23 protein-coding genes are annotated in these 24,661 nt (G+C 62.9%); 16 read left to right on the top strand and 7 right to left on the bottom strand.

Annotation, left to right across the window (positions count from 1 at the left end):
• Positions 1–544 precede the first annotated feature (544 nt).
• Positions 545–1,192, top strand: a complete 648-nt coding sequence (locus JL811_RS08175; protein ID WP_202688026.1) for an invasion associated locus B family protein — start codon at positions 545–547, stop codon at positions 1,190–1,192.
• 104 nt (positions 1,193–1,296) lie between these two features.
• Here the strand turns inward: JL811_RS08175 and JL811_RS08170 are convergent, their stop codons facing one another.
• The 4 genes from JL811_RS08170 to JL811_RS08155 are packed head-to-tail and all read right to left on the bottom strand — an operon-like array spanning position 1,297 to position 5,553.
• Positions 1,297–2,505, bottom strand: coding sequence for a beta-ketoacyl-[acyl-carrier-protein] synthase family protein (locus JL811_RS08170; protein WP_202688025.1), 1,209 nt, complete (start codon positions 2,503–2,505; stop codon positions 1,297–1,299).
• Between the two features lie 2 nt (positions 2,506–2,507).
• On the bottom strand, positions 2,508–2,774 hold the full coding sequence (locus tag JL811_RS08165; RefSeq protein WP_202688024.1) for an acyl carrier protein: 267 nt from the start codon (positions 2,772–2,774) through the stop codon (positions 2,508–2,510).
• Positions 2,775–2,798: 24 nt separating this feature from the next.
• The gene (lpxD, locus tag JL811_RS08160) at positions 2,799–3,896 is read right to left on the bottom strand and encodes a UDP-3-O-(3-hydroxymyristoyl)glucosamine N-acyltransferase (protein WP_202688023.1); all 1,098 of its coding nucleotides are present in this window, start codon (positions 3,894–3,896) and stop codon (positions 2,799–2,801) included.
• A gap of 49 nt (positions 3,897–3,945) precedes the next feature.
• The gene (locus JL811_RS08155; protein ID WP_202688022.1) at positions 3,946–5,553 is read right to left on the bottom strand and encodes a L,D-transpeptidase family protein; all 1,608 of its coding nucleotides are present in this window, start codon (positions 5,551–5,553) and stop codon (positions 3,946–3,948) included.
• A gap of 367 nt (positions 5,554–5,920) precedes the next feature.
• On the opposite strand from JL811_RS08155, the gene mepK reads away from it, so the two are divergent.
• Entirely contained in the window at positions 5,921–6,490 is a 570-nt protein-coding gene (gene mepK / locus JL811_RS08150) for a peptidoglycan L,D-endopeptidase MepK (RefSeq protein ID WP_202688021.1), read from the top strand.
• A gap of 145 nt (positions 6,491–6,635) precedes the next feature.
• On the opposite strand, the gene JL811_RS08145 is transcribed toward mepK, so the two are convergent.
• Positions 6,636–7,361 (bottom strand): RlmE family RNA methyltransferase, encoded by a 726-nt coding sequence (locus JL811_RS08145; protein ID WP_202688020.1) that lies wholly within the window; start codon positions 7,359–7,361, stop codon positions 6,636–6,638.
• A complete protein-coding gene (locus tag JL811_RS08140) occupies positions 7,358–8,497 on the bottom strand; it encodes a Ppx/GppA phosphatase family protein (protein WP_202688019.1) in 1,140 nt (379 codons plus the stop codon). Before JL811_RS08140 ends, JL811_RS08145 begins: the two co-directional genes overlap by 4 nt.
• 262 nt (positions 8,498–8,759) lie before the next feature.
• On the opposite strand from JL811_RS08140, the gene JL811_RS08135 reads away from it, so the two are divergent.
• The 14 genes from JL811_RS08135 (at position 8,760) to JL811_RS08070 (ending at position 23,241) form a co-directional block, all read left to right on the top strand.
• Positions 8,760–9,056, top strand: a complete 297-nt coding sequence (locus JL811_RS08135) for a virulence factor (RefSeq protein ID WP_202688018.1) — start codon at positions 8,760–8,762, stop codon at positions 9,054–9,056.
• Positions 9,057–9,088: 32 nt separating this feature from the next.
• Positions 9,089–10,030, top strand: coding sequence for a methylenetetrahydrofolate reductase (locus tag JL811_RS08130; RefSeq protein ID WP_202688017.1), 942 nt, complete (start codon positions 9,089–9,091; stop codon positions 10,028–10,030).
• Between the two features lie 15 nt (positions 10,031–10,045).
• Positions 10,046–11,029, top strand: coding sequence for a methyltetrahydrofolate cobalamin methyltransferase (locus JL811_RS08125; RefSeq protein ID WP_202688016.1), 984 nt, complete (start codon positions 10,046–10,048; stop codon positions 11,027–11,029).
• An 87-nt stretch (positions 11,030–11,116) separates the two neighbouring features.
• Positions 11,117–12,028 (top strand): DMT family transporter, encoded by a 912-nt coding sequence (locus tag JL811_RS08120; RefSeq protein ID WP_202688015.1) that lies wholly within the window; start codon positions 11,117–11,119, stop codon positions 12,026–12,028.
• Between the two features lie 86 nt (positions 12,029–12,114).
• The gene (locus tag JL811_RS08115) at positions 12,115–13,236 is read left to right on the top strand and encodes an OmpP1/FadL family transporter (RefSeq protein ID WP_202688014.1); all 1,122 of its coding nucleotides are present in this window, start codon (positions 12,115–12,117) and stop codon (positions 13,234–13,236) included.
• A gap of 100 nt (positions 13,237–13,336) precedes the next feature.
• Positions 13,337–14,209: an ATPase gene (locus tag JL811_RS08110; RefSeq protein ID WP_202688498.1), complete on the top strand. Its 873-nt coding sequence runs from the start codon at positions 13,337–13,339 to the stop codon at positions 14,207–14,209.
• Between the two features lie 34 nt (positions 14,210–14,243).
• Positions 14,244–15,167 carry a homoserine O-acetyltransferase MetA gene (gene metA, locus JL811_RS08105; protein ID WP_202688013.1) on the top strand — a complete coding sequence of 308 codons (924 nt, stop codon included), beginning with the start codon at positions 14,244–14,246 and terminating at the stop codon, positions 15,165–15,167.
• Entirely contained in the window at positions 15,142–16,095 is a 954-nt protein-coding gene (locus JL811_RS08100; RefSeq protein ID WP_202688012.1) for an alpha/beta fold hydrolase, read from the top strand. The genes metA and JL811_RS08100 overlap by 26 nt, the downstream gene beginning before the upstream one ends.
• A gap of 57 nt (positions 16,096–16,152) precedes the next feature.
• Positions 16,153–17,025 (top strand): polyphosphate kinase 2, encoded by an 873-nt coding sequence (ppk2, locus tag JL811_RS08095; protein WP_202688011.1) that lies wholly within the window; start codon positions 16,153–16,155, stop codon positions 17,023–17,025.
• The gene (locus JL811_RS08090; RefSeq protein WP_202688010.1) at positions 17,018–17,635 is read left to right on the top strand and encodes a TetR/AcrR family transcriptional regulator; all 618 of its coding nucleotides are present in this window, start codon (positions 17,018–17,020) and stop codon (positions 17,633–17,635) included. The genes ppk2 and JL811_RS08090 overlap by 8 nt, the downstream gene beginning before the upstream one ends.
• 980 nt (positions 17,636–18,615) lie before the next feature.
• Positions 18,616–19,728, top strand: coding sequence for a Hint domain-containing protein (locus JL811_RS08085; protein WP_237684884.1), 1,113 nt, complete (start codon positions 18,616–18,618; stop codon positions 19,726–19,728).
• Between the two features lie 323 nt (positions 19,729–20,051).
• Entirely contained in the window at positions 20,052–20,738 is a 687-nt protein-coding gene (locus JL811_RS08080; RefSeq protein ID WP_202688009.1) for an alpha/beta fold hydrolase, read from the top strand.
• Positions 20,735–21,994 carry a TCR/Tet family MFS transporter gene (locus JL811_RS08075; protein ID WP_202688008.1) on the top strand — a complete coding sequence of 420 codons (1,260 nt, stop codon included), beginning with the start codon at positions 20,735–20,737 and terminating at the stop codon, positions 21,992–21,994. The genes JL811_RS08080 and JL811_RS08075 overlap by 4 nt, the downstream gene beginning before the upstream one ends.
• An 11-nt stretch (positions 21,995–22,005) precedes the next feature.
• Positions 22,006–23,241, top strand: a complete 1,236-nt coding sequence (locus JL811_RS08070) for a mandelate racemase/muconate lactonizing enzyme family protein (protein WP_202688007.1) — start codon at positions 22,006–22,008, stop codon at positions 23,239–23,241.
• A gap of 59 nt (positions 23,242–23,300) precedes the next feature.
• Here the strand turns inward: JL811_RS08070 and JL811_RS08065 are convergent, their stop codons facing one another.
• Entirely contained in the window at positions 23,301–24,596 is a 1,296-nt protein-coding gene (locus JL811_RS08065) for a homoserine dehydrogenase (RefSeq protein ID WP_202688006.1), read from the bottom strand.
• Positions 24,597–24,661 lie beyond the last annotated feature (65 nt).

The raw sequence follows: 24,661 nt of genomic DNA, 5'->3' as shown, positions 1-24,661 counted from the left end.
GTTTTCCAACTGGCTGTCCCTTCCTGTCACCGTTTCTGTCCCCCCGGATTCACAAGGCCGGTTGGGGCGTTGCGGGTCAAAATACAATGTTAATGGTCCTGTGCCAGTCTCGTTCTTGCCCAGGCGGTCCTTAAGTGCCGGGGTGATGGACGACCTCCCTGTCGGACTGGCCGCATCTTGCGAAAGATGCGGCCCTTTTTTGACCTATAGGGGATCGGCGGGGCGATTTTCCCGGTTGACGCATGGGGTCTGACCCCGTAGCGTCCCCTTTCATAAAGTCGGCCAGTCCGACGGGGAGCAAAAATTCAAGGGAAAGGGCCGGTTCGCCGGCCCTTTTTCACATGGCCTTTTCACCTGGGCAGCCGGGGTCCGTCGGGCTTGAACCGGACCAGCCTGATGCGTCTCCGGTCCGGGGATAATGCTGCCGCAACTGTAACGAACCCGGCAAGGTTCTGCCAAGTTCGACGGATTGCGGCATGTTTTCTCCCCTGACTTTCGCGGAACGGCATGCTATCGCCCAAGCCGAACAGATAGGATCGGAACGATGACCCTCACCAAGACTTCGCTTCTTACTTCGCTCTTTGCCCTTGCCTTTGCAGGCAGCGTTGCCGCGCAGGACACCACCGCACCTGCGGCTGAGGAAACGCCCCCTGCGGGCAGCACGATCAGCGAAGCCCCGCAGGCGGCTGACAGCCTGTCCATGGGCCGCGATCCGAATGCACCCGATCCCGATGCCATCGGCGCAACCTATACCGCGTCCGAGCATGGTGACTGGGAACGGCGTTGCGTCCGCACCGAGGACGGGGCCGATCCCTGCCAGCTTTATCAGCTGCTGGAAGACAGCGACGGCAATCCGGTGGCCGAAATCTCGATCTTCGGCCTGCCCGATGGCCAGCAGGCCGCTGCAGGTGCCACGGTCATCGTACCGCTGGAAACCCTGCTGACCGAGGAAATGACGATCCAGATCGACGCGGCCCAGGCCCGGAAATATCCGTTTTCATGGTGCTCGCAGATCGGCTGCATCGCGCGGATCGGCTTTACCACCGCCGAGATTGATGCGTTCAAACGCGGCAACAAGGCCGAAATCACCATCGTTCCGGTCGTGGCCCCCGATCAGCGCGTGACGGTTGCGGCCTCGCTGGTCGGCTTCACCGCCGGTTATGATGCCGTGAACACCGCCAACGGCAACTGAACCGCGCCAGTCGCGGCAACATGACAAGGGCCGCACCATCGGTGCGGCCCTTTTGTGTTGCGACTGCCCGACGAAAGCTGACCCGCCGAGGCCCGTTTCAAAGCTCAGGCCCGTTTCAGCACCAGAACCGCGTTCAGCCCGCCAAAGGCAAAGGCATTGGACAGCGCCACCTTCACCTTGGCCTCACGCGCGACATTGGGCACGACATTCAGCGCGCATTCGGGATCGGGTTCTTCATAGCCAATGGTGGGCGCGATCACCCCATCCTTCAACGCCATGATACAGGCCAGCAGTTCCACCGCCCCGGTGCCGCCGATCAGATGGCCATGCATCGACTTGGTCGAGGAGATCATAAGCCGGTCGGCATGCTGCCCGAACACATCGGCGACGGCGGCGCATTCGGTCTTGTCATTGGCCGCCGTTCCGGTGCCATGCGCGTTGATATAGCACACTTTTTCCGGATTGACCTGCGCATCGCGCAAGGCCCCCGCAATGGCCCGCGCCGCCCCCTGTTTCGAGGGCATGACGATGTCGGCGGCATCCGATGTCATGGCAAAGCCGATCACCTCGGCCAATATCTCGGCGCCGCGTTTTTTGGCATGGGCGTAATCCTCAAAGACAAAGATCGCCGCCCCCTCGCCCTGCACCATGCCGTTTCGGTTCAGGCTGAAAGGACGGCAGGCATCTTTCGACATGACCCGCAAACCTTCCCAGGCCTTGATCCCCCCGAAACACAGCATGGATTCCGACCCACCCGTCAGCATCGCCCGGCTGGCGCCCGAACGGACCATCTGAAAGGCCAGCCCCATCGCATGGTTGGAACTGGCGCAGGCCGTGGCCACGGTGAAACTGGGCCCCTTGAGGTTGAATTCCATCGACAGATGTGACGCCGCGGCATTGTTCATCAGCTTCGGCACGACAAACGGATGGACGCGGTTCTTACCTTCCTCATAGACGCTGCGGTAATTTTCATCCCAGGTGTTCACGCCGCCCGCTGCCGTGCCCAGAACCACCCCCGCCTCATAGCCCAGATGGCCGTCGAAATTCAGCCCCGACTGGGCGATTGCCTGCCGCGCCGCGATCAGGGTGAATTGCGTGAACTTGTCGAACAGAACCAGTTGCTGACGGTTGAAATGGGTCTCGGGATCCCAGCCATGCACCTGCCCGCCGATCTGGATCGACAGCCGGTCGCGGTCGCGGATGTCCAGCGGGCCTATGCCGCAGCGCCCCTCGCGAAACGCCTCGAACGTGCCTTTCACATCATGGGCCAGCGCATTGACCGTGCCCGCCCCGGTGATGACGACGCGCCGCATCGTCAGGACTTCTGCGCGGCCACCAGCGCCTCCACCGCAGCGATGATCGACGCGACCGTTGAAATATCGAAGTCCGATTTCGCGGGTTCATTGGCGTTGAAAGGTACCGAAATGTCGAAAGCCTCCTCGATGGCGAAGATCGATTCCACCAGACCCAGACTGTCGATGCCAAGGCTTTCCAGTGAACTGTCCTCGGTCACGTCAGACACATCCAGCACCGCCTGCTCGGCGATGATTGCAATCACTCTGTCCCGAACCGAATCCGCCATCTCAGCCTCCATGATCTTTCCGGCTCAGTCCTTATCGCCGTCCTGTGACAGTTCCGTGCCATCTTTACGACTGCGCATCTCGGCTGCCATCCTTGGCAAACGGCGCAGCGCCTTCTGCATCTCCAGATGCGTCTCCATCTTCACCGCCGGATAGCCCAGCAAAACCCGCCCCTTGGGCGCATTGGTAAAGATCTTCGATCCGCCGCCCGCGATCACATCATCGCCGACAAAGATATTGTCATTGACCCCGACCTGCCCGGCCAGCACCACCCTGTCGCCGATGCGTGACGATCCGGCAATCCCGACCTGACCACACAGCAGGCAATCCTGCCCCACGCTCACATTATGCCCGATATGCACCAGATTATCGAGCTTCGTGCCCGACCCGATGGATGTGGCCCGCACCGTGCCCCGGTCGATACAGGCATTGGCGCCGATTTCCACATCATCCCCGATGGTTACAGTGCCAAGCGAATGGATGCGCGTCCATTTCTGTTCGCGGATCTCGGCACGCTGGCCCAGGGTCTGGCGGATCTCCTCGACCCCCGATTTCTCGGGTGTGACAAAGGAAAATCCGTCCGCCCCGATAACCGCACCCGGCTGGGCGATGAAACGGTCGCCGATCACAACACGCGCGCCGATCCGCACGCCTTCAAGGATCAGGGCCTGCGCGCCGATCCGGCTGCCCGCCGCAATCGAGACATGCGAGGCGATCCGCGCGCCAGGGCCGATCTCGACATCCGCGCCTATGGTGACAAAGGGGCCAATGGCCGCGCCCGCGCCGATCCGCGCCGTGGGGTCGATCACCGTCATCGGATGGATGCCTGGCGCGATGGCGGGGCCGGGGTCGATCATCGCCGACAGGCCGGCCATGGCCAGCCGCCCGCGCGGCGCGAAGATCACCGCCTCCAGCCCCTGCGCCTGCCAGTCGGCCCCTTGCCACATCAGCGCCGCCCGCGCCCGGCCCTGCGCCAGACCGGCCGCATATTTCGGATCCATCGCCAGCGCCAGATCATCCGGCCCCGCCGCCGCAGGTTCGGCAGCGCCCGCAATCACAATGGACAGATCGCCCGCCGCCTCTGCGCCAAGTGCGCATGCAATCTCGGCAATGCTATGTCCCATGACCGGCTCCAATCCCTTTCGGCGGCCAGACCCGGCCCCCGCCAAGGATTTAGCTACGATCCGCCTCGGGTGAAACCCCGGCCTTCTTCAAGGCGGCGAAAATCGCTGCGTCACGGCCATAGATATCACGACGATACTGCATCCGGCCCTTGGGTCCGGCAAAGGCCGTGAAATAGGCCAGATGGATCGGCACTGGCTCTTTCAGGCTGATGCGTTCCTGCCGCCCGCTGTCCAGCACGCGGTGAAACACTGTTTTCGGGTCCGCCTCCTGCCGAGACAGTAGTTCATAGGCAAAGTCGAACGGATCATTCAGCCGCACGCAGCCCGAGGAAAACGCCCGCGATTCCCGCGAAAACAGATGTTTCTCGGGCGAATCATGCAGGTAGATCGCATAGGGGTTCGGGAACATGAACTTCACCAGCCCCAGCGCATTGGACCGGCCCGGCGGCTGACGCAGGTTGAAGGGGAAGTTACCCGCCGAATACCCCGCGAAATTGATCTGCGACCGCGGCACGACCCGTCCGCGCCGGTCGATCACCTGCAGATGCCCCAGCGCGTTGGGATTGGCCTGCAGTTTCGGCAGGTAGTCGCGCCGGATGATGCCCCCCGGCACCGTCCAGTCGGGATTGACCTCCATATAGGTCATACGATGGGAGAATTCCGGCGTCGGCTTGTCCCGGTCGGGCGCGCCGATCACCGCGCGGGTGGCAAAGGTGACCTTGCCGTTATCAATGATCTTGGCGGTGAAATCGGTCAGGTTCACCCAGATATGGCGCTTGCCCCGTTCGATATTCATCCAGCGTTCGCGCTCCAGCGCGACGATCACTGATTCGAGCCGCGACTCGGGGTCGATATTGATCTGGGTCAGGGTTTCCGGCCCGGCAATGCCGGTCGCCTCCAACCCGTGATCGGTCTGGAAGGCCTGCACCGCACGCTGCAGCACCGCATCATAGCTGGCCGCCGCAGAACGCCCCAGATAGCCCATGGCCTGCAGCCGGTCGCGCAGCGCGATCACGGCAGGTCCGGTTTCATCCGCCCGCAGGCTGCGCGCGCCGACCTGCGGCCCCCAGCCGCCCCGGGCGATCCGCGCCTCAAGTTCGAATTTCGCCTTCATCAACTGCACATAGCTTTGCGATTGCGGCGGCAGGGATTTCAGGAAGGTCACCGGATCAGCGACGGCAAAGGCGTCAAGATTGGCGCGGCGGTCGCGCAGCGGCACCTCGCGCACGATGCTGGGGATCACCTTGCCCGGCACCAATGCGCCGGTCTGCACATCGCGCGCATAATCCAGCATTGCCAGCGTCATTGCGACTTCCAGCCGCGCGCGGTCGCCCTCCGTGCGCAGATCCTGCGCCGCCCGGATCAGCGTCATCGGATCATGGCGTGCCATCGGCAGCCCATGCGCCCCGGCCCCGTCCAGCGCGGCCAGCAACGCCATGCGCCGCGCGGAACCTTCGGGCGCGGTCCAGAATGGCGCGTAGTTCCGATCCCGGAAAAAACCCGCAACGGCGTCATCGGCCAGCGCCGCCTCGGCCAGCGCCTGGGTAAAGGCCGTCCCGGCCCGCGCGGGCTGCGCCGTCACCACCCCTGATTGCGCCACCGCCTGCGGCGCCGTCCCGATCCCGGCTGCAAGCCCGGTCGAAATCAGCAGCCCCATCAGCACCGACCCAGCCCCCGGCAGCGGGCAAGCTGCGAATATCCGTGAAAAAATCATGACAACCCCAAGTCGCAAAAGCTTTTTCCAAATTCGGCCATGGCGGCAGAGGAGTCCACTCACAACCCCGCCAGCAGGTGACAGACTGTCGCATTTCGGTGACAGGGCCCTTTTCTGCCACAGTTCCGGGCGTCAGACCAGAAATTCAGCAATTTTTTGCCTATTGCGCCTTTGATGGGAACCGATGGCCAATCTGCACTTGGGCTTCGATTCCCGCTATGCCATAACAACCGGGCAATCGAGGCGAATTGCGCAAAAAGGCCACCGGTACAGGCGGCGAAGACAGCAGAACACGGGACAGGCACTCAGCATGACGATGACGAATGGAAGCGGGATGACGCGGCGCGGGTTGCTCGGTGCCTTTGCGGCCACGGCCCTGATCGCGGCACCGACCTATTCCAACGCTTTCGGCTTCCTGCGCGGCGCGGGGGATATCCGGCGGATCCGGATGCATTCCGGGCGAACCGGCGAAAGCATCGACACGATCTACTGGATCGAAGGGAAGTATATCCCCGAGGCGATGGCAGAGATCAATCACTTCATGCGCGACTGGCGTTCGGGTGCCCGGATCGAGATTGACGCCCGCACCATCGACATCATGGCCGCCGCCCATCGGATGATGGATGTGACCGAACCCTACCTTATGTTGTCCGGCTATCGCAGCCCGCAGACCAATGCCATGCTGCGCTCTCGCTCGCGCGGGGTGGCAAAGACGTCGCTGCACATGCATGGCAAGGCGGCAGATCTGCGGCTGAAATCACGCTCGGTCGGGCAGATGGCCAAGGCGGCCGAGGCCTGCGCCTCGGGCGGTGTCGGACGCTATTCGCGTTCCAATTTCGTTCATATGGATTGCGGCCCGGTCCGGAGCTGGGGCGGCTGATCACCAGCCGAACTGCGGATAATGGGGCGCCAGTTCAATCGCGGCGCCCTTTGCGTTTCCGCCCCTTTTTCTGTTCGCAAATATCCCGGGGGAGTCGCGGAACGCGACGGGGGCTGCGCCCCCCTCCTGCGCGGGCTGACGGGCCTTATGAATCCCCGTCCTGACGGCCGCGGAACCCCATGGCGATCACGAATTTTTCGGAACTGTCGGCGCGGCTGGCGGGGGGTTTCACATTCGCCACCTTGCGGAAACTGCGTTTCAGCAAGGCATTCATCTCACTCTCCGCACCGCCCGCTAGAACCTTGGCAACGAAAGTGCCGTCCTCCTCCAGCACATCGAAGGCAAAGGCCAGCGCCGCCTCGACCAGCGCGATGATGCGCAGATGGTCGGTGCCCTTATGGCCCGAGGCGGCGGCGGCCATGTCGGACATCACCACATCGGCCCGCCCGTTCAGCCAACCCTTGACCAGATCATCCGCGCCATCCACCAGAAAATCCAGCTTGTGGATCTCGGCCCCGGCAATCGGTTCGACATCCTGCAGATCGACGCCCAGTACCGTGCCCTGCGGCTTGCGGGAATTCTCCCCCAGTGCATTGACCCGTGCCACCGCAATCTGACACCAGCCCCCCGGCGCACAGCCCAGATCGACGACCCGCGCGCCCGGCACCAGAAAGCCGTATTTGTCATCCAGTTCGGAAATCTTGTAGGCCGCGCGCCCGCGATAGCCGTCTTTCTTCGCCCGCTGCACATAGGGATCGTTCAACTGACGTTCCAGCCACAGCGTCGATGAGAGCTTGCGCCCCTTTGCAGTCTTGACCCGGACGCGCAGATCGCGCTGGCCCCGGCCCGAGGTCTTCTTTTCTTCGGTCATTCGTAAGGTCCGTCTTCCAGCACGCCATCCGCGCTCATCTGTGCATATAGCAGACCCTCGCGCAGACCGCGATCCGCAACCGACAGCCGGTCCGTCGGCCAGATCCGCATCAGCGCCTGCAGGATCGCGGCACCCGACATGATCAGACTGTGCCGGTCGCGCCCGATGCGCGGATCCGTGCGCCGTCCTTCGGGGCCCAGCGACAGATATTCACGGATCACGCTGTCGATCTGGTCCGAGGTCATGCGCAGCCCGTCCACCTTGGCCCGATCATAGCGCCGCAGACCAAGGAATGAGGCTGCCACCGTCGTCACCGTCCCCGATGTGCCGATGATCTGGAACCCTTCGCGCGGGTTTTCGGCGTTATAGGGGCTGAAACTGGCAAGGTTTTCCTCAAAGAACCAGCTCATCAGCGCGAATCGCGCGGCGTCATCCTCGACATCGGCAAACTGGTCCTTCAGCGTCGCCACCCCCAGCGGCACCGAAATCCAGTCGACCACCCGCGCCTCGGCCTCGCCCTGCGGCTGGAACCCGCCATGCAACCGCATGATCGCATGGGGCCGGTCGGCGGGCACGACGCCCGAAAGGTCGATCCAGACCAGTTCGGTCGAGCCGCCGCCGATATCGACGACCAGCAATTGTTCGGTCCGCCGACCAACAAGGGGCGCGCAGGAAATCACCGCCAGCCGCGCCTCTTCCTCGGGGGCGATGATCTCCAGCGGCAGGCCGGTTTCCCGCCGCACCTGCTTGATGAAGTCGCGGGCGTTGCGGGCGCGGCGGCAGGCCTCGGTCGCGACCAGACGCATCCGGGTCACGCCGTGCTTTTCGATCTTCTTCTGACAGATGCGCAGCGCCTGAATGGTCCGCCCCATCGAGGCACGCGACAGCCGGCCCGAGGCTTCCAGCCCCACGCCAAGCTGAACAGTCTTGGAAAAACTGTCCACAACCTGAAACTGGCTGCCCTTCGGTCGGGCAATCAGCATCCGGCAACTGTTGGTTCCCAGATCCAGCGCCGCATAAAGCGGCGCCTGTCCGGGTTCGGGAGAGGCCGACGGTTCGACCTGGGCGGGCACCGGCGTTTCCGCCGCATCCCGCCCCGGGATCGCGTCCGCCTCCCGGGGACGCTCGGGCGCCATAACCGCCCTCCATTCATGGTTGTCCCCATCGTAGTCCCCCCAGACCCGGATAGGCAAGCACGGATCGGTCATGTCCCCGGCCTCATCATCTGCATGAAAATTTCGGTGATCCGGCCCCCTCGCGCCCTGCGGGCCGAAAGGGTACACCTTCCGCCATCGCAAACAGGGGTCGCCTTCCGTCGCCGCCATGTCGAAATCGGACCCCGGCGGGGCCGGGCATCGGCCTAGAAGGGGCGACAGGCAAGGCAGGGGGAATCGCGCAATGCCCGAAGTTACCATCGTTTACTGGCGGGACATTCCCGCACAGGTGATCGTCGGCAAGGGGCGGCGCGGATCCAAGGTGCAACTGACCGAACGCTTCGAACAGGCGATCGACCGTTGCGCCATGAAGGTGGGCGCGCGCGACACCGACAGCTATCTTGCCGAATGGCGTAAGGCCGCCGCCTACACGGTCGAGGGCGACCCCGATCAGGTGGCAGCGGATGAGGCCGCGCGGCTTGAGGCGGAGTATGACACCGCAAGGCTCAAGACATTGATCGACAATTCCGGCTGGGCATGATGCCCCTGCCCCGCACCCTGTGGGAGAACGCGATGGCCCTTTTCAGTTTCCGGCGTGACAATACCGCGCGTGTCCTTCCCGATGCGGGCTCTGATGCCAGCCGGGCCGCGATGGAGGCCTTTCTGCAGGGCTATTCCATTGAGGTGATGCCCCGCACCGCCGAAAAGGTTGACGATTTCCGCCCCCTGCTGCCCGCAGGCACGCGCGTCTATATCGCGCATATCGAAGGCACGCCGATAGAGGATATGGTCGCGACCGCTGCCCGTCTGCGCGCCGAAGGCTATGAACCGATGCCGCATTTCCCGGCCCGCATCATTCCCGACCGCGCGACGCTGACGGACTGGATCGCGCGCTACAAGGGCGAGGCGGGGGTGAAACAGGCGCTGTTGCTGGGCGGCGGTGTCGCCACCCCGGCAGGTGATTTCGACAGTTCCATGGCCATGATCGAAACCGGTGCCTTTGACGGGTTCGAACGGCTGCATGTCGCGGGCCACCCGGAAGGCAACCGCGATATCGACCGCGACGGCGGCGATGCCATCGTGATGCAGGCACTGAAATGGAAACAGGACTTCGCCAGCCGGACAGATGCGAAAATGGCGATTGCGACGCAGTTTTGTTTTGATGCGGGCCCCGTTATCGACTGGGTGAACCGCATCAATGCGGCCGGCGTCTCGATCCCGGTGCATATCGGTATCGCAGGCCCCGCGAAACTGCAGACCCTTATCAAATTCGCCATTGCCTGCGGCGTCGGTCCCTCGCTCAAGGTTCTGCAGAAACGTGCCCTTGACGTGACCAAGCTGCTTTTGCCCTATGAGCCGACCGAGGTTCTGCAGGCGCTGGCAGGTCACAAGGCCGCAAATCCGGATTTCGGCATCGAATCGGTGCATTTCTTCCCGCTGGGCGGGATCAAGACCAATGCGACATGGGCCATCGAGAATGGCGGCAGTTCCGCCGTCCCGGCCGCCAACACTTAAGAAGAAAGTTCAGGAATGACCCGCACAGTTCTGGAATCCAAGACAAAAACCGTTGTCATCGGCTTTGATGAGCCCTTTTGCGTGATCGGGGAACGGATCAATCCGACAGGCCGCAAGAAACTGGCCGCCGAACTGGAGGCGGGGAATTTCGACACGGTGCTGAAGGATGCGCTGGAACAGGTGGCCTGCGGGGCCAATGTGCTGGATGTGAATTCGGGCGCGGTCTTTACCAACAAGATGGCCGAAGACCCCCGCTATGCCGATAACAACTTTGTCGAGCCGCCGCTGATGCGCGAACTGATCCTGCGCATTCAGGCCATCACCGATGTGCCGCTTTGCATCGACAGTTCCGTTCCCGGCGCGCTGGAGGAAGGGCTGAAAGCCTGTGAGGGGCGTCCGCTGCTGAATTCAGTCACCGGGGAAGAGGAACGGCTGGAACGCGTGCTGCCGCTGGTCAAGAAATACAATGTTCCGGTGGTCGCCATCTCGAACGATGATACCGGCATTTCCGAAGATCCGGACGTGCGTTTTGCCGTTGCAAAGAAGATCGTCGAACGCGCCGCCGATTTCGGCATTCCCGCGCATGACATTGTGGTCGACCCGCTGGTGATGCCGGTGGGCGCGATGGGATCGGCCGGGCAGCAGGTCTTTACCCTTGTGCGCCGGTTGCGGGATGAGTTGGGCGTGAACACCACCTGCGGTGCCTCGAATATCTCTTTCGGTCTGCCGCATCGCCACGGGATCAACGCGGCCTTCCTGCCCATGGCCATCGGCGCGGGCATGACAAGCGCCATCATGAACCCCGTCCGCTCGGTCGAGATGGAGGCGATCCGCGCCGCCAATTTCCTGATGAACCATGATGCGAATGGCGGGGAATGGATCCGCTTTTCCAAGGTTCTGGAAGCGGTCGAGGGCGGCATGTCCTTTGCCGAAGCCTCGGCTGCGCAGGCATCGGCTGGCGGGCGCGGCGGGCGTCGCGGAGGGCGCAGCCGCGCCTGATCCGGCCCCTGTCCGGTTTCCGGTCGGGGCTGAAAGGCCCCGATAACCCATCTGGACAATCCCCCCGCCCCGGCCCATCAAGGCGCCATGACACAACCCTACCGCCCCCTCGCCGCCGGTCTGTGGATGATCGGATCGGTCATTTCCTTTTCGGCCGTTGCGGTGGCCGGGCGGGCGGTTTCGCATGTGCATGACACGTTCGAGATCATGACATGGCGATCCCTGGTCAGTCTGGTGATCCTCTTGGCGATGATGGCCGCGACCGGGCGCTTCCGCGAGATCCGCAAGGCGCGGCTGGGGCGCCATGTTGTGCGCAACATTACCCATTTCACCGGGCAGAATCTGTGGTTTCTTGCCCTCACGCTGATCCCGCTGGCGCAGGTTTTCGCGCTGGAATTCACCTCACCGATCTGGGTCGTGCTGATGGCGCCGCTGTTTCTGGGAGAGCGGCTGACCGCAGCCAAGATCGCGGCCGCGGCCATCGGGTTCAGCGGCACGCTGATCGTGGCGCGGCCCGATTTCGGCACGCTGGATATCGGCGTGCTGGCAGCGGCGGGGGCGGCCTTCTGCTTTGCCGCGACCAATGTCATGACCAAGACGCTGACGCGGCATGAAAGCATCTATTCGATCCTGTTCTGGCTGACCTCGATGCAGCTTGTGCTGGGGCTTTTGTCCTCGGGCTATGACGGGGCGATGACCCTGCCCACGGCAGAAACCGCGCTGCCGCTGGTGGTGATCGGCATGCTGGGCCTTTCGGCGCATTTCTGTCTGACCATGGCGCTGTCGCTGGCCCCGGCCAGTGTCGCGATTCCGGTGGATTTCATCCGCCTGCCGCTGGCGGCCCTGCTGGGCTGGCTGCTTTATGCCGAGACCGTGGGCTGGAATGTCTGGCTGGGCGGCGCGATGATCATCGGCGCCGTCTGGATCAGCCTGCGCGCCGGAAGCAGGGCATCGGCGCAACAGGCGGCCCCTCAAGCAACCGTGACGCCGCGTTACTGATTGACCGGTCGCGATTTTCTGCGCAACGCTTGGGACAAGATGCCGCAGTCGGGTGCGGCCCTCAATCTGTTCGGGGAGGAGCAGTCATGAAAAAAATCACCAGCATTCTGGGGGCCAGCGCACTGACCGCGATTGCCGCCACTTCCGCCAGCGCCGGGGGGATCGACCGGTCCGGTCAGGGCATCGGCATCCTGTTCGAACAGGGCCGGATGATCGAATTGTCCTTCGGACATGTTTCGCCCTCGGTCTCGGGCAATGACCTTGCCATGTTTGGCGGCGGGGCATCGGGTGACGTGGTCGATGATTTCACCCAACTCAGCCTTGGCTACAAATACGACATCAATGACAGCCTTTCCTTCGCGTTGATCATAGATCAGCCCTTTGGCGCTGAAGTCAGCTATGCGCCAAGCTCGGTCGCACTGGGGGGAACGGCAGCCGATGCGGATGCGACGGCGGTGACGGGTCTGCTGCGCTACAAGATGGGCAACGGCTTCTCGGTTCATGGCGGGGTGCGGTATCAGAAATCGAAGGCCAATGTTGATCTGCGCGGGGCGGCCTATGGCCCATTGAACGGCTATTCGGTCGATCTGGAGGCGGATGCGGGAATTGGATATGTGGTCGGGGTTGCCTATGAACGCCCCGATATCGCACTGCGCGTTGCCCTGACCTATCATTCGGCGGTCAAGCACAAGTTCAACACGCTTGAAACGCTGAACGGGGCACCCATCGGCCCGATGAGCATCACCAATGTGAAGACGCCGCAATCAGTCAATCTCGATTTTCAGACTGGGATTGCGGCGGATACGCTGATATTCGGTCAGATCCGCTGGGCCGACTGGTCGGAGTTCCGGCTCGACCCGGCCGTGTTCACGGGTTTGGCCGGCGACGGGCTGATCTCGCTTGATGACACGACGACCTTCACCATCGGCGTCGGACGCCGGTTCAACGACAACTGGTCCGGCGCGTTCTCGGTTTCTTATGAGAAGAAGGGCAATCCGCTGGTGTCGCCGCTGGCCCCCACCACCGGGCGGCTTGGTGCCACGCTTGCGGCGGTCTATACCAATGGCAACATGAAGGTGACGACCGGGATCAACTACACCAAGCTTGGCGACGCCAATCCCGAGACGGGCACCCCGGACACGGCGCGCGCCGAGTTTCGGGACAACAAAGCCTTCGGCGTTGGCATCAAGGTCGGCTACCGCTTCTGATACGCGACCGTTTCGCAACGCCTCAGGCCCCGCCCCCCTGGCGGGGCCTTTGCTTTGGCGGCTGTCCGGGCTAACAGGAACCAAAATCCGGGGGGTCATGATGCTTTATTCTTCTGCCGCCGAATGGCGTGACTGCCGCCGCCGCCGCGTGTTGCTGTTCGGCATGTCGGGGCTGGGCAAGACGCACCTTGCCACCATGCTGCGCGACCGTGCGGACTGGTTCCATTACTCGGTCGATTACCGCATCGGCACGCGCTATATGGGCGAATATATCGCCGACAATTTCAAGCGTGAGGCGATGAAGGTTCCGCTGCTGCGCGAACTGCTGATGACGGATTCGGTCTATATCGCCTCGAACATCACCTTCGACAATCTGGCGCCGCTGTCGACCTATCTGGGCAAGCCCGGTGATCCGGCCAAGGGCGGCCTGCCCTTTGCCGAATACTGCGCGCGCCAGAACCAGCACCGCGAGGCCGAGATCGCGGCGCTTCTGGATACTGAACGCTTCATCCGCCGGGCGGCCGAGCTTTATGGCTATGGTGATTTCGTCTGCGACAGCGGCGGCTCGATCTGTGAGGTGGTGGAGCCGGAAAACCCCGATGATCCGGTGCTGACGGCGCTTGCCGCCCATCACCTGATGGTCTGGATCGAAGGGTCCGAGGCGCATCGCGCGGCCCTCGTCGCCCGGTTCGACCGCGCGCCAAAGCCGATCTATTACCAGCCCGAATTCCTGCACCGCATCTGGGCCGACTATCTTGCCGAAAAGGGGCTGACCGAGGATCAGGTCGATCCAGATGCCTTCCTGCGCCATGGTTACGGGCGGCTTCTGGAGCATCGCCAGCCGCGCTATGCCGCAATGGCCCGGAACTGGGGCATCTCGATCACCGCCGATGAGGCGATGCAGGTCACCTCCCCCGAAGAATTCGATACGCTGATCGCCACCGCCCTTGAGCGGCGCGCGTCCCGCGCCTAACTGCCTCATGTCCTGACGGACCGGAGAACACCCCATGCCGATCAAACTGCCCGAAAACCTGCCCGCCTATGAGGTCCTGCGCCGTGAAGGCGTCATGGTCATCTCGCCCGAACGTGCGGCGCGACAGGATATCCGCCCCCTGCGGATCGGGCTTTTGAATCTGATGCCCAAGAAGATCCAGACCGAGAACCAGTTTGCCCGGCTGATCGGGGCCACACCGCTGCAGATCGACCTGTCGCTGATCCGCATGACCGAGCATCAGGCCCGCAACACCGCCGCCGAACATATGGAAACCTTCTATCGCCCCTTTGCCGAAGTGGCCGATAGCGGTGAGAAATTCGACGGGCTGATCATCACCGGCGCCCCGATTGAACATCTGGCGTTTGAAGAGGTGACCTATTGGAGCGAATTGCGTCAGGTCTTCGACTGGACGCAAAGCCATGTGCAATCGACCTTCGGCGTCTGCTGGGGCGGCATGGCGATGATCAACCATTTCCACGGCGTGCAGAAACATATGCTGCCCGCCAAGGCCTTCGGCTGTTTCCGGCATCGCAATCTTGCGCCCGCCTCACCCTTTCTGCGCGGGTTTTCGGATGATTGCGTGATCCCCGTCAGCCGCTGGACCGAGATGAAACAGGCCGAGATCGACGCCGCCCCCGGTCTGGTGACGCTGCTGGGATCCGATGAGGTCGGCCCCTGTCTGGTCGAGGATGAAGGCCGCCGCGCGCTCTATATCTTCAACCATTTCGAATATGACCGCGACACGCTGAAACAGGAATATGACCGCGACGTGACCAACGGCACGCCGATCAATGTACCGGGCAATTACTATCCCGAGGATAATCCCGGAAAAACACCGCTCAACCGCTGGAGAAGTCACGCGCATCTTCTATATGGCAACTGGATAAACGAAATTTACCAGCAGACGCCCTATGATATCGACCAGATTGGCCATTAGCCTTGCCGCCGCCGTGGCCGTCCTTGGCGGCTGCGCGGCGCTGGTCGATGGGCGCGCCACGCGGATGGAGGCCCGGGCCGAGGCCGAGACGCCCCCCGTCGGGCAGTTTGTCGAGGTCGGGGGACGGCGCGTTCATGCGCTGGTGATGGGCGAAGGCCCTGATCTGGTGCTGATCCATGGTGCGGGCGGCAATCTGCGTGATTTTACGATGGGAATTGCGCAGGATCTGGCCCGAGACTACCGCGTGACGCTGCTGGACCGTCCGGGGCTGGGCTATTCCGATCCGCTGCCCGGTGACGGGGTGAATGTGCTGTTGCAGGCCGATCATCTGCGCGCGGCGGCGGATTTGCTTGGGGTGCGAAACCCGATTGTCTTGGGCCACAGCTATGGCGGCGCGGTGGCGCTGGCCTGGGCACTGCGCGATCCATCGGGTCCGCGCGGGCTGGTGCTGGTCGGCGCCGCCTCGATGCCATTCCCGGGTGGGCTGGGGGCGTGGTATCAGGTCAATGCCAGTGCGTTGGGGGCGGCGACGCTCAGCCCGCTGATCACCGCCTTTGCGACCGATGCACAGATTGACGGTTCGGTTGCCGCCGTCTTCGCCCCCGATCCGGCGCCGCCCGGCTATGCCGGTCATATCGGCGCGCGGCTGACCATCCGGCGCGATACGATGCGGCGCAATGCGCGGCAGGTGATGGGGCTGAAGCCCAACCTGATCGCGATGGAGCCGAATTACCCGCAACTGACCCTGCCGGTCGAGATCCTGCATGGCAGCAATGACACGACCGTGCCGCCGCATATCCACGCCATCCCCCTGTCACAGCGCCTGCCCGATGCGCGGCTGACGCTGATCGAGGGTGCCGGCCATATGCCCCATCACATCCATCCCGATCTGATCCGCGCCGCGATCGACCGGCTGGCGGCGCGCTGATTGCGCCTGCCCGCAGGCCGCGCCATAGTGGCGCAAAGCCCAGCCGGAGCCCTTGCCATGACCGATCTGCCCTTTGACGGTGCCATCAGCCGCTATCTTGATCAGGACGCGCCCGACGCGATCCGCAAGGCGGTGCGTGAGGCGGACAAGGACGATATCCTTGCCCCGTCCTACCCGTACCGCGAAGAGATGAAGCGCAAGGCCTATGAGGCCGAAATGGACGAGCTGCAGCGGCAGCTTGTCCGCCTTCAGGCCGATATCAAGGCAACGGGCAAGCGGGTCGTGGTGGTGTTCGAGGGCCGGGATGCCGCCGGAAAAGGCGGCACAATCAATGCCATGCGCGAAAATCTTAATCCACGCGTCGCCAATGTCGTGGCGCTGGCAAAGCCGTCTGACCGCGAGGCGACGCAATGGTATTTCCAGCGCTATGTCGACTGGCTGCCTGCGGCGGGGGAAATGGTGCTGTTCGACCGCAGCTGGTATAACCGGGGCGTGGTCGAACATGTCTTTGGCTTCTGCACCCCGGATCAGCGGCAGCATTTCTTTGCCCAGCTGCCCCCCTTCGAACAGATGATCGTCGAAGAGGGGATCATCCTTGTCAAACTCTGGCTGAATGTCGGGCGGGCCGAACAGTTGCGCCGCTTTCTGGCGCGCGAGACCGATCCGCTGAAACAGTGGAAACTCTCGCCCATTGATATCGACGGGCTGGCGAAATGGGATGACTATTCCGCCGCCATCATTGAGACCCTGTCGCGCAGCCATACCGGGCATGCGCCCTGGACGGTGATCCGGTCCGACGACAAGAAACGCGCGCGGATTGCGGCTATCCAGACCATCCTGCAACGCGTCGATTATGCGGGCAAGGATGCAGCCCTGATCGGCATTCCCGATCCGGCCATCTGCGGCGGCCCCGAACTCTGGGATGTCTAAACGCGGCTATCATCACGGCAATCTGCGGCAGGCGCTGGTCGAGGCGGCGCTGGAGCTGATTACCGAGAAGGGTCCGCAGGGCTTTACCCTGTCCGAGGCGGCGAAAGCGGCCGATGTCACCCCGGCTGCGGTCTATCGTCATTTCGCCGGGCGTGAGGATCTGATCGCCGAGGCCGCGCGGCAGGGATATGAGATTTTTGCGGCGCTGATGGAATTTGCCTTCAACGGCGGCAAACCCTCGGCGCTGCAGGCGTTTGAGGCGACGGGCCGCGCCTATCTGGCCTTTGCGCGGAAATATCCCGGTCACTATATGGCGATGTTCGAAAGCGGGCTGAGCCTGAACCATTATCCCGATCTGGCGCTGGTCGCGGCCAAGGCGCGCGGCGTTATGGAAGAGGCCGCAACCGCGCTGTCGGATCAGATGCCCCCGGATCGCCGCCCGCCGCCCTCGATGTTTTCCGCCCATATCTGGGCGATGAGCCATGGCGTGGTCGAGCTTTTCGCGCGCGGTGCACCCGGGGCGCGCAGCCCCTTCCCGCCCGAGGATCTGCTGGAAACCGGAATCGGAATCTATCTGCGTGGGCTGGGGCTTTTGCCCCACGATCGCTGAGGCCGCAGGCCCGTTGCAAGCGCCATGGCGGGGCCACCCCCCGCACCCGCGGCATGGCGGGGTGAGGGCGATCAGAAGATTTGACCATCGGGCAAATCATGAACCTAATGTTTTCAGTGGGTTACGCGATGAGGCGTTTCAGATGGTTTGACCATATTTGCCGGAAATGGGCCAGAGCGCGCAAAGCGGCAAGAAAAATATCTAATGTTTTCAATGCAGGTCTTGTGCGCGCTATGGGCAAATCGCCCCAAACCCACGCCAAAACGGCAACTCTTTAGTTGCCGGTTGCCTTCTCTGTAAGGCTCGCAACACGGTAACGAAGCAGCTCGGCAATTCGTTCTGAAGAATGGAGCTTCCAAGTCAGTAAATCTTCCTTGGTCGTGCCATTCTTTCCAAGAGCGCGCGCGCACTCGCCCGCCCTCACTCCAAGGTCCGATGCCCATTCACTGTCCGCCATTACCCCCTTATCTGATTGATTTTTAACCAAAACCGTCTCTCCTCCAAATTCACCCCCCTCGCATTTTCGTTGCCCGCGAAGTGTGGCGGATTTTCCCGGGCTTTCGGTTCGCTCTGGCTGCGCGCGTTGCTGCGCAGGATCGGATGTCGGGATTGCACCGTCTGACATAGGCACCGGGGGGCAGTCGGCAGTTTGACGCGACCCTCATGGTGCTTGGTGGCGCGCGTATCGGCGCCGCAGTTTACCGAAGAGCCATGAGCGCCCTGTGCCTGCAGGATTCGGCGCCCGTAGGCTTCGCTAACTGGTTCCGCGCCGCGCCAATCAGAGAACTCGAAATTCGCCGCAAATTCTGGTTTTTTGGACCAAGGTCCCGTCTTTTGCGCGTCAATCTTTTGTCACGCGAAGATCCTGCGCGGATCAAACAGATGGTCCTGCGCGGATCAAACAGACGTTTGGGAACTTTGGAATGTGTTCAAGCGACCCGCGTTGTAGGCGTCGGCTTGATTGATGTGTGGGGATAAAGATGGCTGAGTATGACGTTTACTTTTGGGGTCTAGATAGCTTTGGTAATCTTGTTATGACACAAGGTATACATTCTGGCAGTCCTAAAACCACAACCGTAACGGGCTCCTTGCAGAAATTGACCATAACCGACGATGATGACGGTTTTGCGGATAGTAATAGCTTCACAGGCGCGAAAGATCTGAACCAAGATCAGGCAACTGTCAATTCGTTCGACACTTTAATTCCTGGTGTTGGCCTTAACACGCCGCTCCGGCCTCGGTTTGTGCCAGAAGGGACAAACATCTGGCTGACCTCTGTGGGTTCGATTACTGTCAATTCGGTCCCTCCTGATAGCGGTTCATTCTATATGTTAAGCTATCAAGAAACACCGGGAGGCCAGCCACAATATTTCGGTTATGTGACGACTATTCCGGTTGAGCCCGGTGATAGTATAACTTTGTCGTTTGCCACCGGCAACAACCCCAATGTTCCTTACTCAAGTCTGGTATGTTTCTGTCGCAACACCTTGATCAGAACCGGTTCGGGACAGGAGGAAGTGCTGATCGAGGATCTGTCGGCCGGGGATAATGTTCTGACCCGCGATCATGGCGTGCTTCCCATTCGGTGGATCGGGTCGCGTCATATTTCCACGATTGATCTGTTGTTCAAGCCGAATCTGCGCCCGGTCCGCGTCAAGGCCGGAGCACTTGGCGACGGTCTGCCCAGGCAGGATCTGTTGGTTTCGCGTCAGCACCGGTTTTTGCTGCGGTCGCCGATTGTTCAGGAATTGCTTGGCACCGATGAGGCCCTTGTTCCGGCAATCAAGCTTGTCGGGCTAAAAGGCATCGAGATCGCGCATGATGTTCAAGAGGTCGAGTATTTTCACATCTTGTTCGATCAGCACGAAGTGATCTGCGCCAACGGCGCGTGGACAGAAAGCCTGTTTACAGGCCCCGAGGCCCTCAAATCCGTATCACCGGAAGCACGGGCCGAAATCGAAACGCTGTTTCCCGAAATTTGTAGCCCGGATCATACCCCGGCGCCTGCGCGCGTGATTCCCGATACAGGCAAACTGATGAAGCAGATCGTGGCGCGGCACAAAAGCGGCGGACAGCCTGTTTACGTGGGGTGATTGATCAGAATTTGCAGGGAAAGGGCCATCGGTCAGGTGGCCCTTTTGCATTTAAGGCCGGGTCATAGCGCTGCAATTCTTGCAAGGCTTTGCCGCGCCGACTGTCCGCAACGCCCGCCCTGCCCCGGTTTTCGGGCAGTGTCACGCCCTATCATGCGGTTCCGCTTTGGTTCGTGCCGCGCTTTGCGGATATGACCGGCTTTGACGGCAGCGCGGTCGGGCGCGCAAAGATCCGGGCCAAGGCGCCCTTCCGGGCCTGCCCCCTTGCACCGCGCCGGTCGCTCCCCTACCGATGGCCGGGCGAGGCACAAAGAGGCAGACCAATGGCGCGTATTCTTCTGGTTCACGGATCCTGTCACGGGGCTTGGTGCTGGCGCGATGTGCTGCCGCATCTGGCCGGGCATGAGGTCACGGCCATCGACCTGCCGGGCCATGGCAGCAATCCGATGCCTTCGGACAGGGTCACGCTGGATCTTTATGCCGAGGCGATCCTCGACCACTGCGACCGACCGACCTATCTGGTCGGTCATTCGATGGGCGGCTATCCGATTTCGGCGGCGGCGGACCGTGCACCGGAAAAAATCGCGCGGCTGACCTATCTTTGCGCCTATCTGCCGCAATCGGGGCTGTCGCTGGCCGATATGCGCCGCGCAGGCCCGCGCCAGCCGTTGAAAGAGGCGATCGAGCTTGCGCCCGACGGCCATAGTTTCACCTTCCGCGATGCCTTGCTGGAGGACCGTTTCTATCATGACTGCCCGGCCGAAAGCATCGCCTTTGCCCGGTTGCATCTGGGCCCGCAGCCGGTCTTGCCGCAGGAGACGCCGCTGGACCTGACGACGCGCTTTGCCGATCTTCCAAAACGCTATATCCGCTGCGCCGAGGACCGTGCGATCCCGCCGGAATATCAGGCGGTGATGGGCGGCGCGGCACAGGAACGCTTTGATCTTCCCGCCTCCCATTCGCCGTTCTTTTCAATGCCTGAACGGCTTGCGGCCCTTTTGCTGCCATGACCGCACCGCCCGCCGCAGGGGTTCAGGGTGCCGGGACTGCTGCCGCCCCGCCGCTGGCGATGGGTTTCATCCTGATGACCGTGGCACTGGATGCCATCGGGATCGGGCTGATCTTTCCGGTCATGCCGGATCTGATCGAAAGCGTCACCGGGGGGTCATTGTCGCAGGCCGCCCTTTGGGGCGGGGTTCTGGCGACATCTTTCGCGGTGATGCAGTTTCTGTTCGGGCCGGTGGTGGGGTCGCTGTCCGACCGCTTCGGGCGCAGGCCGGTCCTGCTGATCTCGCTTGGCGTGATGGGTCTGGGCTATGTCGGTATGGCACTGGCCCCGACGATCGGGATTCTGCTGGCAACCCGTATCCTTGCCGGGATCGCCGCCGCGACCCATTCCACTGCGACCGCCTTCATTGCCGATATCACCTTGCCCGAAGATCGGGGCCGCCGGTTCGGCCTGATCGGCGCCGCCTTCGGTTCGGGCTTTGTCATGGGGCCGCTGATCGGCGGGGTTCTGGCCGGGATTGACCTGCATCTGCCCTTTCTGGCGGCGGCGGGTCTGGCCTTTGCCAATCTGGTGTTTGGCCTGATCGTCCTGCCCGAGACGCTGGCCCCCGCCCATCGGCGCGCCTTCACCCTTGCCCGCGCCAATCCGCTGGGCGCGCTGCGGGCGGTGGGGCGGCTGCCGGGGCTGCGCCGGTTGCTCTGGACCTTTCTGCTGCTGGCGCTTGCGATGAATGTCTATCCCGCGATCTGGGCGTTTTTCGGAAAGGCGCGGTTCGGCTGGGATACCGCGATGATCGGCTATTCGCTGGCGCTTTACGGCATCTGCTATGCGCTAGGTCAGGCGCTGCTGGTCGGCCCGCTGATCCGGCGGCTGGGGGAACACCGCGCAGCCCTTTGGGGCATGTGGATTGATTTTGGCACGCTGGCCGGGCTGGGGCTGGTCACCTCGGGCTGGATGGCGCTGGCCCTGACGCCCATCACCGCTTTGGGCGGGGTGACGACGCCCGCCCTGCAGGCGATCCTGTCGCGCAACACCCCTGCCGATGCGCAAGGCGAATTGCAGGGCGTTCTGGCCTCGCTCAACGCCATTGCAATGATTGCCGCGCCGTTGATGATGACCTTCACCTTCGCAATTTTTACTGCCCCGGGCGCGGCCATCCATGCCCCCGGCGCACCTTTCCTGCTGGCCGCGCTGATGATGGTCGCGGTTCTGTTTCTTCATGCCACCCGGCCCCGCCTGCGCGGGGCACAGCCGTAAAGGAGCCTGCCATGCGCCTGAAAGACCTTGAGATTTTCATCGTGGCACCGCCTGCCCCCGGCTGGGGCGGGCGCTACTGGATCTTTCCGAAACTGACCACCGCCTGCGGTATCACCGGCTATGGCGAATGCTATGCCTCCTCGGTCGGGCCGCAAGCGATGAAAGCCGTGATCGAGGATGTCTTTGCCCGCTACATGGAGGGCGAAAACCCCGAGAATATCGAGATGATGTTCCGCCGGGCCTATTCCTCGGGCTTTACCCAGCGGCCCGATCCGACGGTGATGGGCGCCTTTTCAGGGCTTGAGATCGCCTGCTGGGACATTCTGGGCAAAGCGCGGAACCGCCCCGTCTGGGCGCTTCTGGGTGGCCGTATGAATGACCGTATCCGCAGCTATACCTATCTTTACCCGGAACCGGGCAGGATCGACCCCGATTTCTGGGTCGATCCCGACATGGCCGCCGAGGCGGCGCTGCGCTTTGTCGATATGGGCTTCACTGCGGTGAAATTCGATCCGGCAGGCCCCTATACGCTGCGCGGCGGCCATCAGCCCGCCATGTCGGATATCTCGCGCTCGGTGGCCTTCTGCCGCGCGATCCGCGAGGCCGTGGGCGACCGCGCCGATCTTCTGTTCGGCACGCATGGGCAGTTCACCACGGCGGGTGCGATCCGGCTGGGACAGGCGCTGGAGCCCTATCTGCCGCTTTGGTATGAAGAGCCGATCCCGCCGGACAATCTGGCCGAATTCGCCACCGTCGCGGCCTCGGTCCGGGTGCCGCTGGCCACGGGGGAACGGCTGACCACCAAGGCCGAGTTTGGCGCGCTGTTGCGGCATGGCGGGGTCAAGATCCTGCAACCGGCACTGGGGCGGGTTGGCGGCATATGGGAGGCCAAGAAGATCGCCGCCATGGCCGAGGTCTTCAACGCCGAAATGGCTCCGCATCTGTATGCCGGGCCGGTGGAATGGGCGGCGAATGTGCATCTGGCCGCCTCGATCCCGAACCTGCTGATCGCAGAGACGATCGAGACAGGCGGGGAATTCCACCTGAAACTGATCCGCAATTCGATCCGCTGGGAGGCGGGTTATATCCTGCCGCCCGAGGCGCCGGGGCTGGGGATCGAGTTTGACGAGGATCTGGCCCGCGCCCATCCCTATCGCGGCACCCGCCTGCATCTGGAAATGCAGGAAGCCCCCTGCGATTACAGCAATGGCAACCGCTTTGAAGGCGGGGCGCCTGCGGGTACCTGACGGCTAGAGGGGCAAACCAAATGGGGGCAGAGGCCGGATGGCCCTGCCCCCTTTTCGTCTCAGACCGCCTCAATCCGGATCGCGACAGGGGCGCCCAGCATCACGCCGGTCGCGCCGAACTGGTCCAGCGCATGGGCGATATCGGCGGGCGCTGCCTTGTGGGTCACGATCAGCACCACGGCCAGATCGTCCTTTTCGCCAGGTTTGTTCAACTGGCGCATCTGGTCGATGGAGATGCCCGCCTCGCCCAGACAGGTGGCGATCTTGGCCAGCGCGCCGGGTTTGTCCAGCAGGGTCGCGCGGATGTAATAGGGCGCGGGCGTGGCAGACCGGGCCGCGACCGGCTGTGCCAGTGTCGCGGCGGGCTGTCCGAAGGTCGAAATCCGCAATCCGCGCGCAAGGTCGATCACATCGGCCATCACCGCCGAGGCGGTCGGCCCCTCCCCCGCACCCGGGCCGCGCAGCACGATCTGGCCGACAGAATCGCCTTCCAGCACCACCATATTCGTGCCGCCCTGCAACTGGCCCAGCGGGCTTTCTGCCGGGACCAGACAGGGGGTCATGCGCTGTTCCAGCCCCCGCCCCGACATCTGCGCCACACCCAAAAGCTTGATGTGATAGCCCATTTCATCGGCAAGATTGATGTCTTCAATCGACACATTGCCGATGCCTTCCAGTTCGACCTTGTCGAAACTGACACGGGTGCCAAAGGCGATGGCAGCCAGCAGCGACAGTTTATGGCCCGCGTCGATCCCGCCGACATCAAGGTTCGGATCGGCCTCAAGATAGCCAAGCTGCCGCGCCTCTTCGAACACCGTCGCGTAAGGCAGGCCCGCCGCCTGCATCCGGGTCAGGATATAGTTGCAGGTGCCGTTCATCACGCCCATGACGCGGCGGATCTCATTGCCCGCCAGCCCTTCGGTCAGGGCCTTGATGACCGGGATGCCCCCCGCCACCGCTGCCTCGAACCGGATCACCGCGCCTGCCGCCTCGGCGGCCTCGGCCAGTTCCTGCCCGTGATGGGCCAGCAGCGCCTTGTTTGCGGTGACCACATCCTTGCCGGCCGCAATCGCGGCCTCGGTCGCGGCCCGTGCGGGGCCGTCATGGCCGCCCATCACCTCGATCAGCACATCGACATCGTCGCGCCGCGCCAGCGCCACGGGATCATCTTCCCAGGCATAGGCGGACAGATCGGCATCGCGGTTCTTGGTCCGGTCACGCGCCGAGACAGCAGTAATCGTCACCGGACGCCCGGTCCGCGCGGTGATCAGACCGGCATGGCGCTGGACGATCTTCACCACCCCGATGCCGACCGTTCCCAGTCCGGCAAGGCCAAGTCGCAAAGGCGCTGTCATCGGGATCTCCATTCGTCACGCTGTCCATTGTCGCGCGTCTGTTAGCGGTTTGCCGCAGGGCTTGC

The organism is Szabonella alba (genome assembly GCF_016765775.1).
In the GTDB taxonomy this organism is placed as follows: Bacteria; Pseudomonadota; Alphaproteobacteria; order Rhodobacterales; family Rhodobacteraceae; genus Szabonella; species Szabonella alba.
The sequence above is the reverse complement of the archived record's forward strand: the minus strand, read 5'-3'. Positions and strand labels throughout refer to the sequence as shown.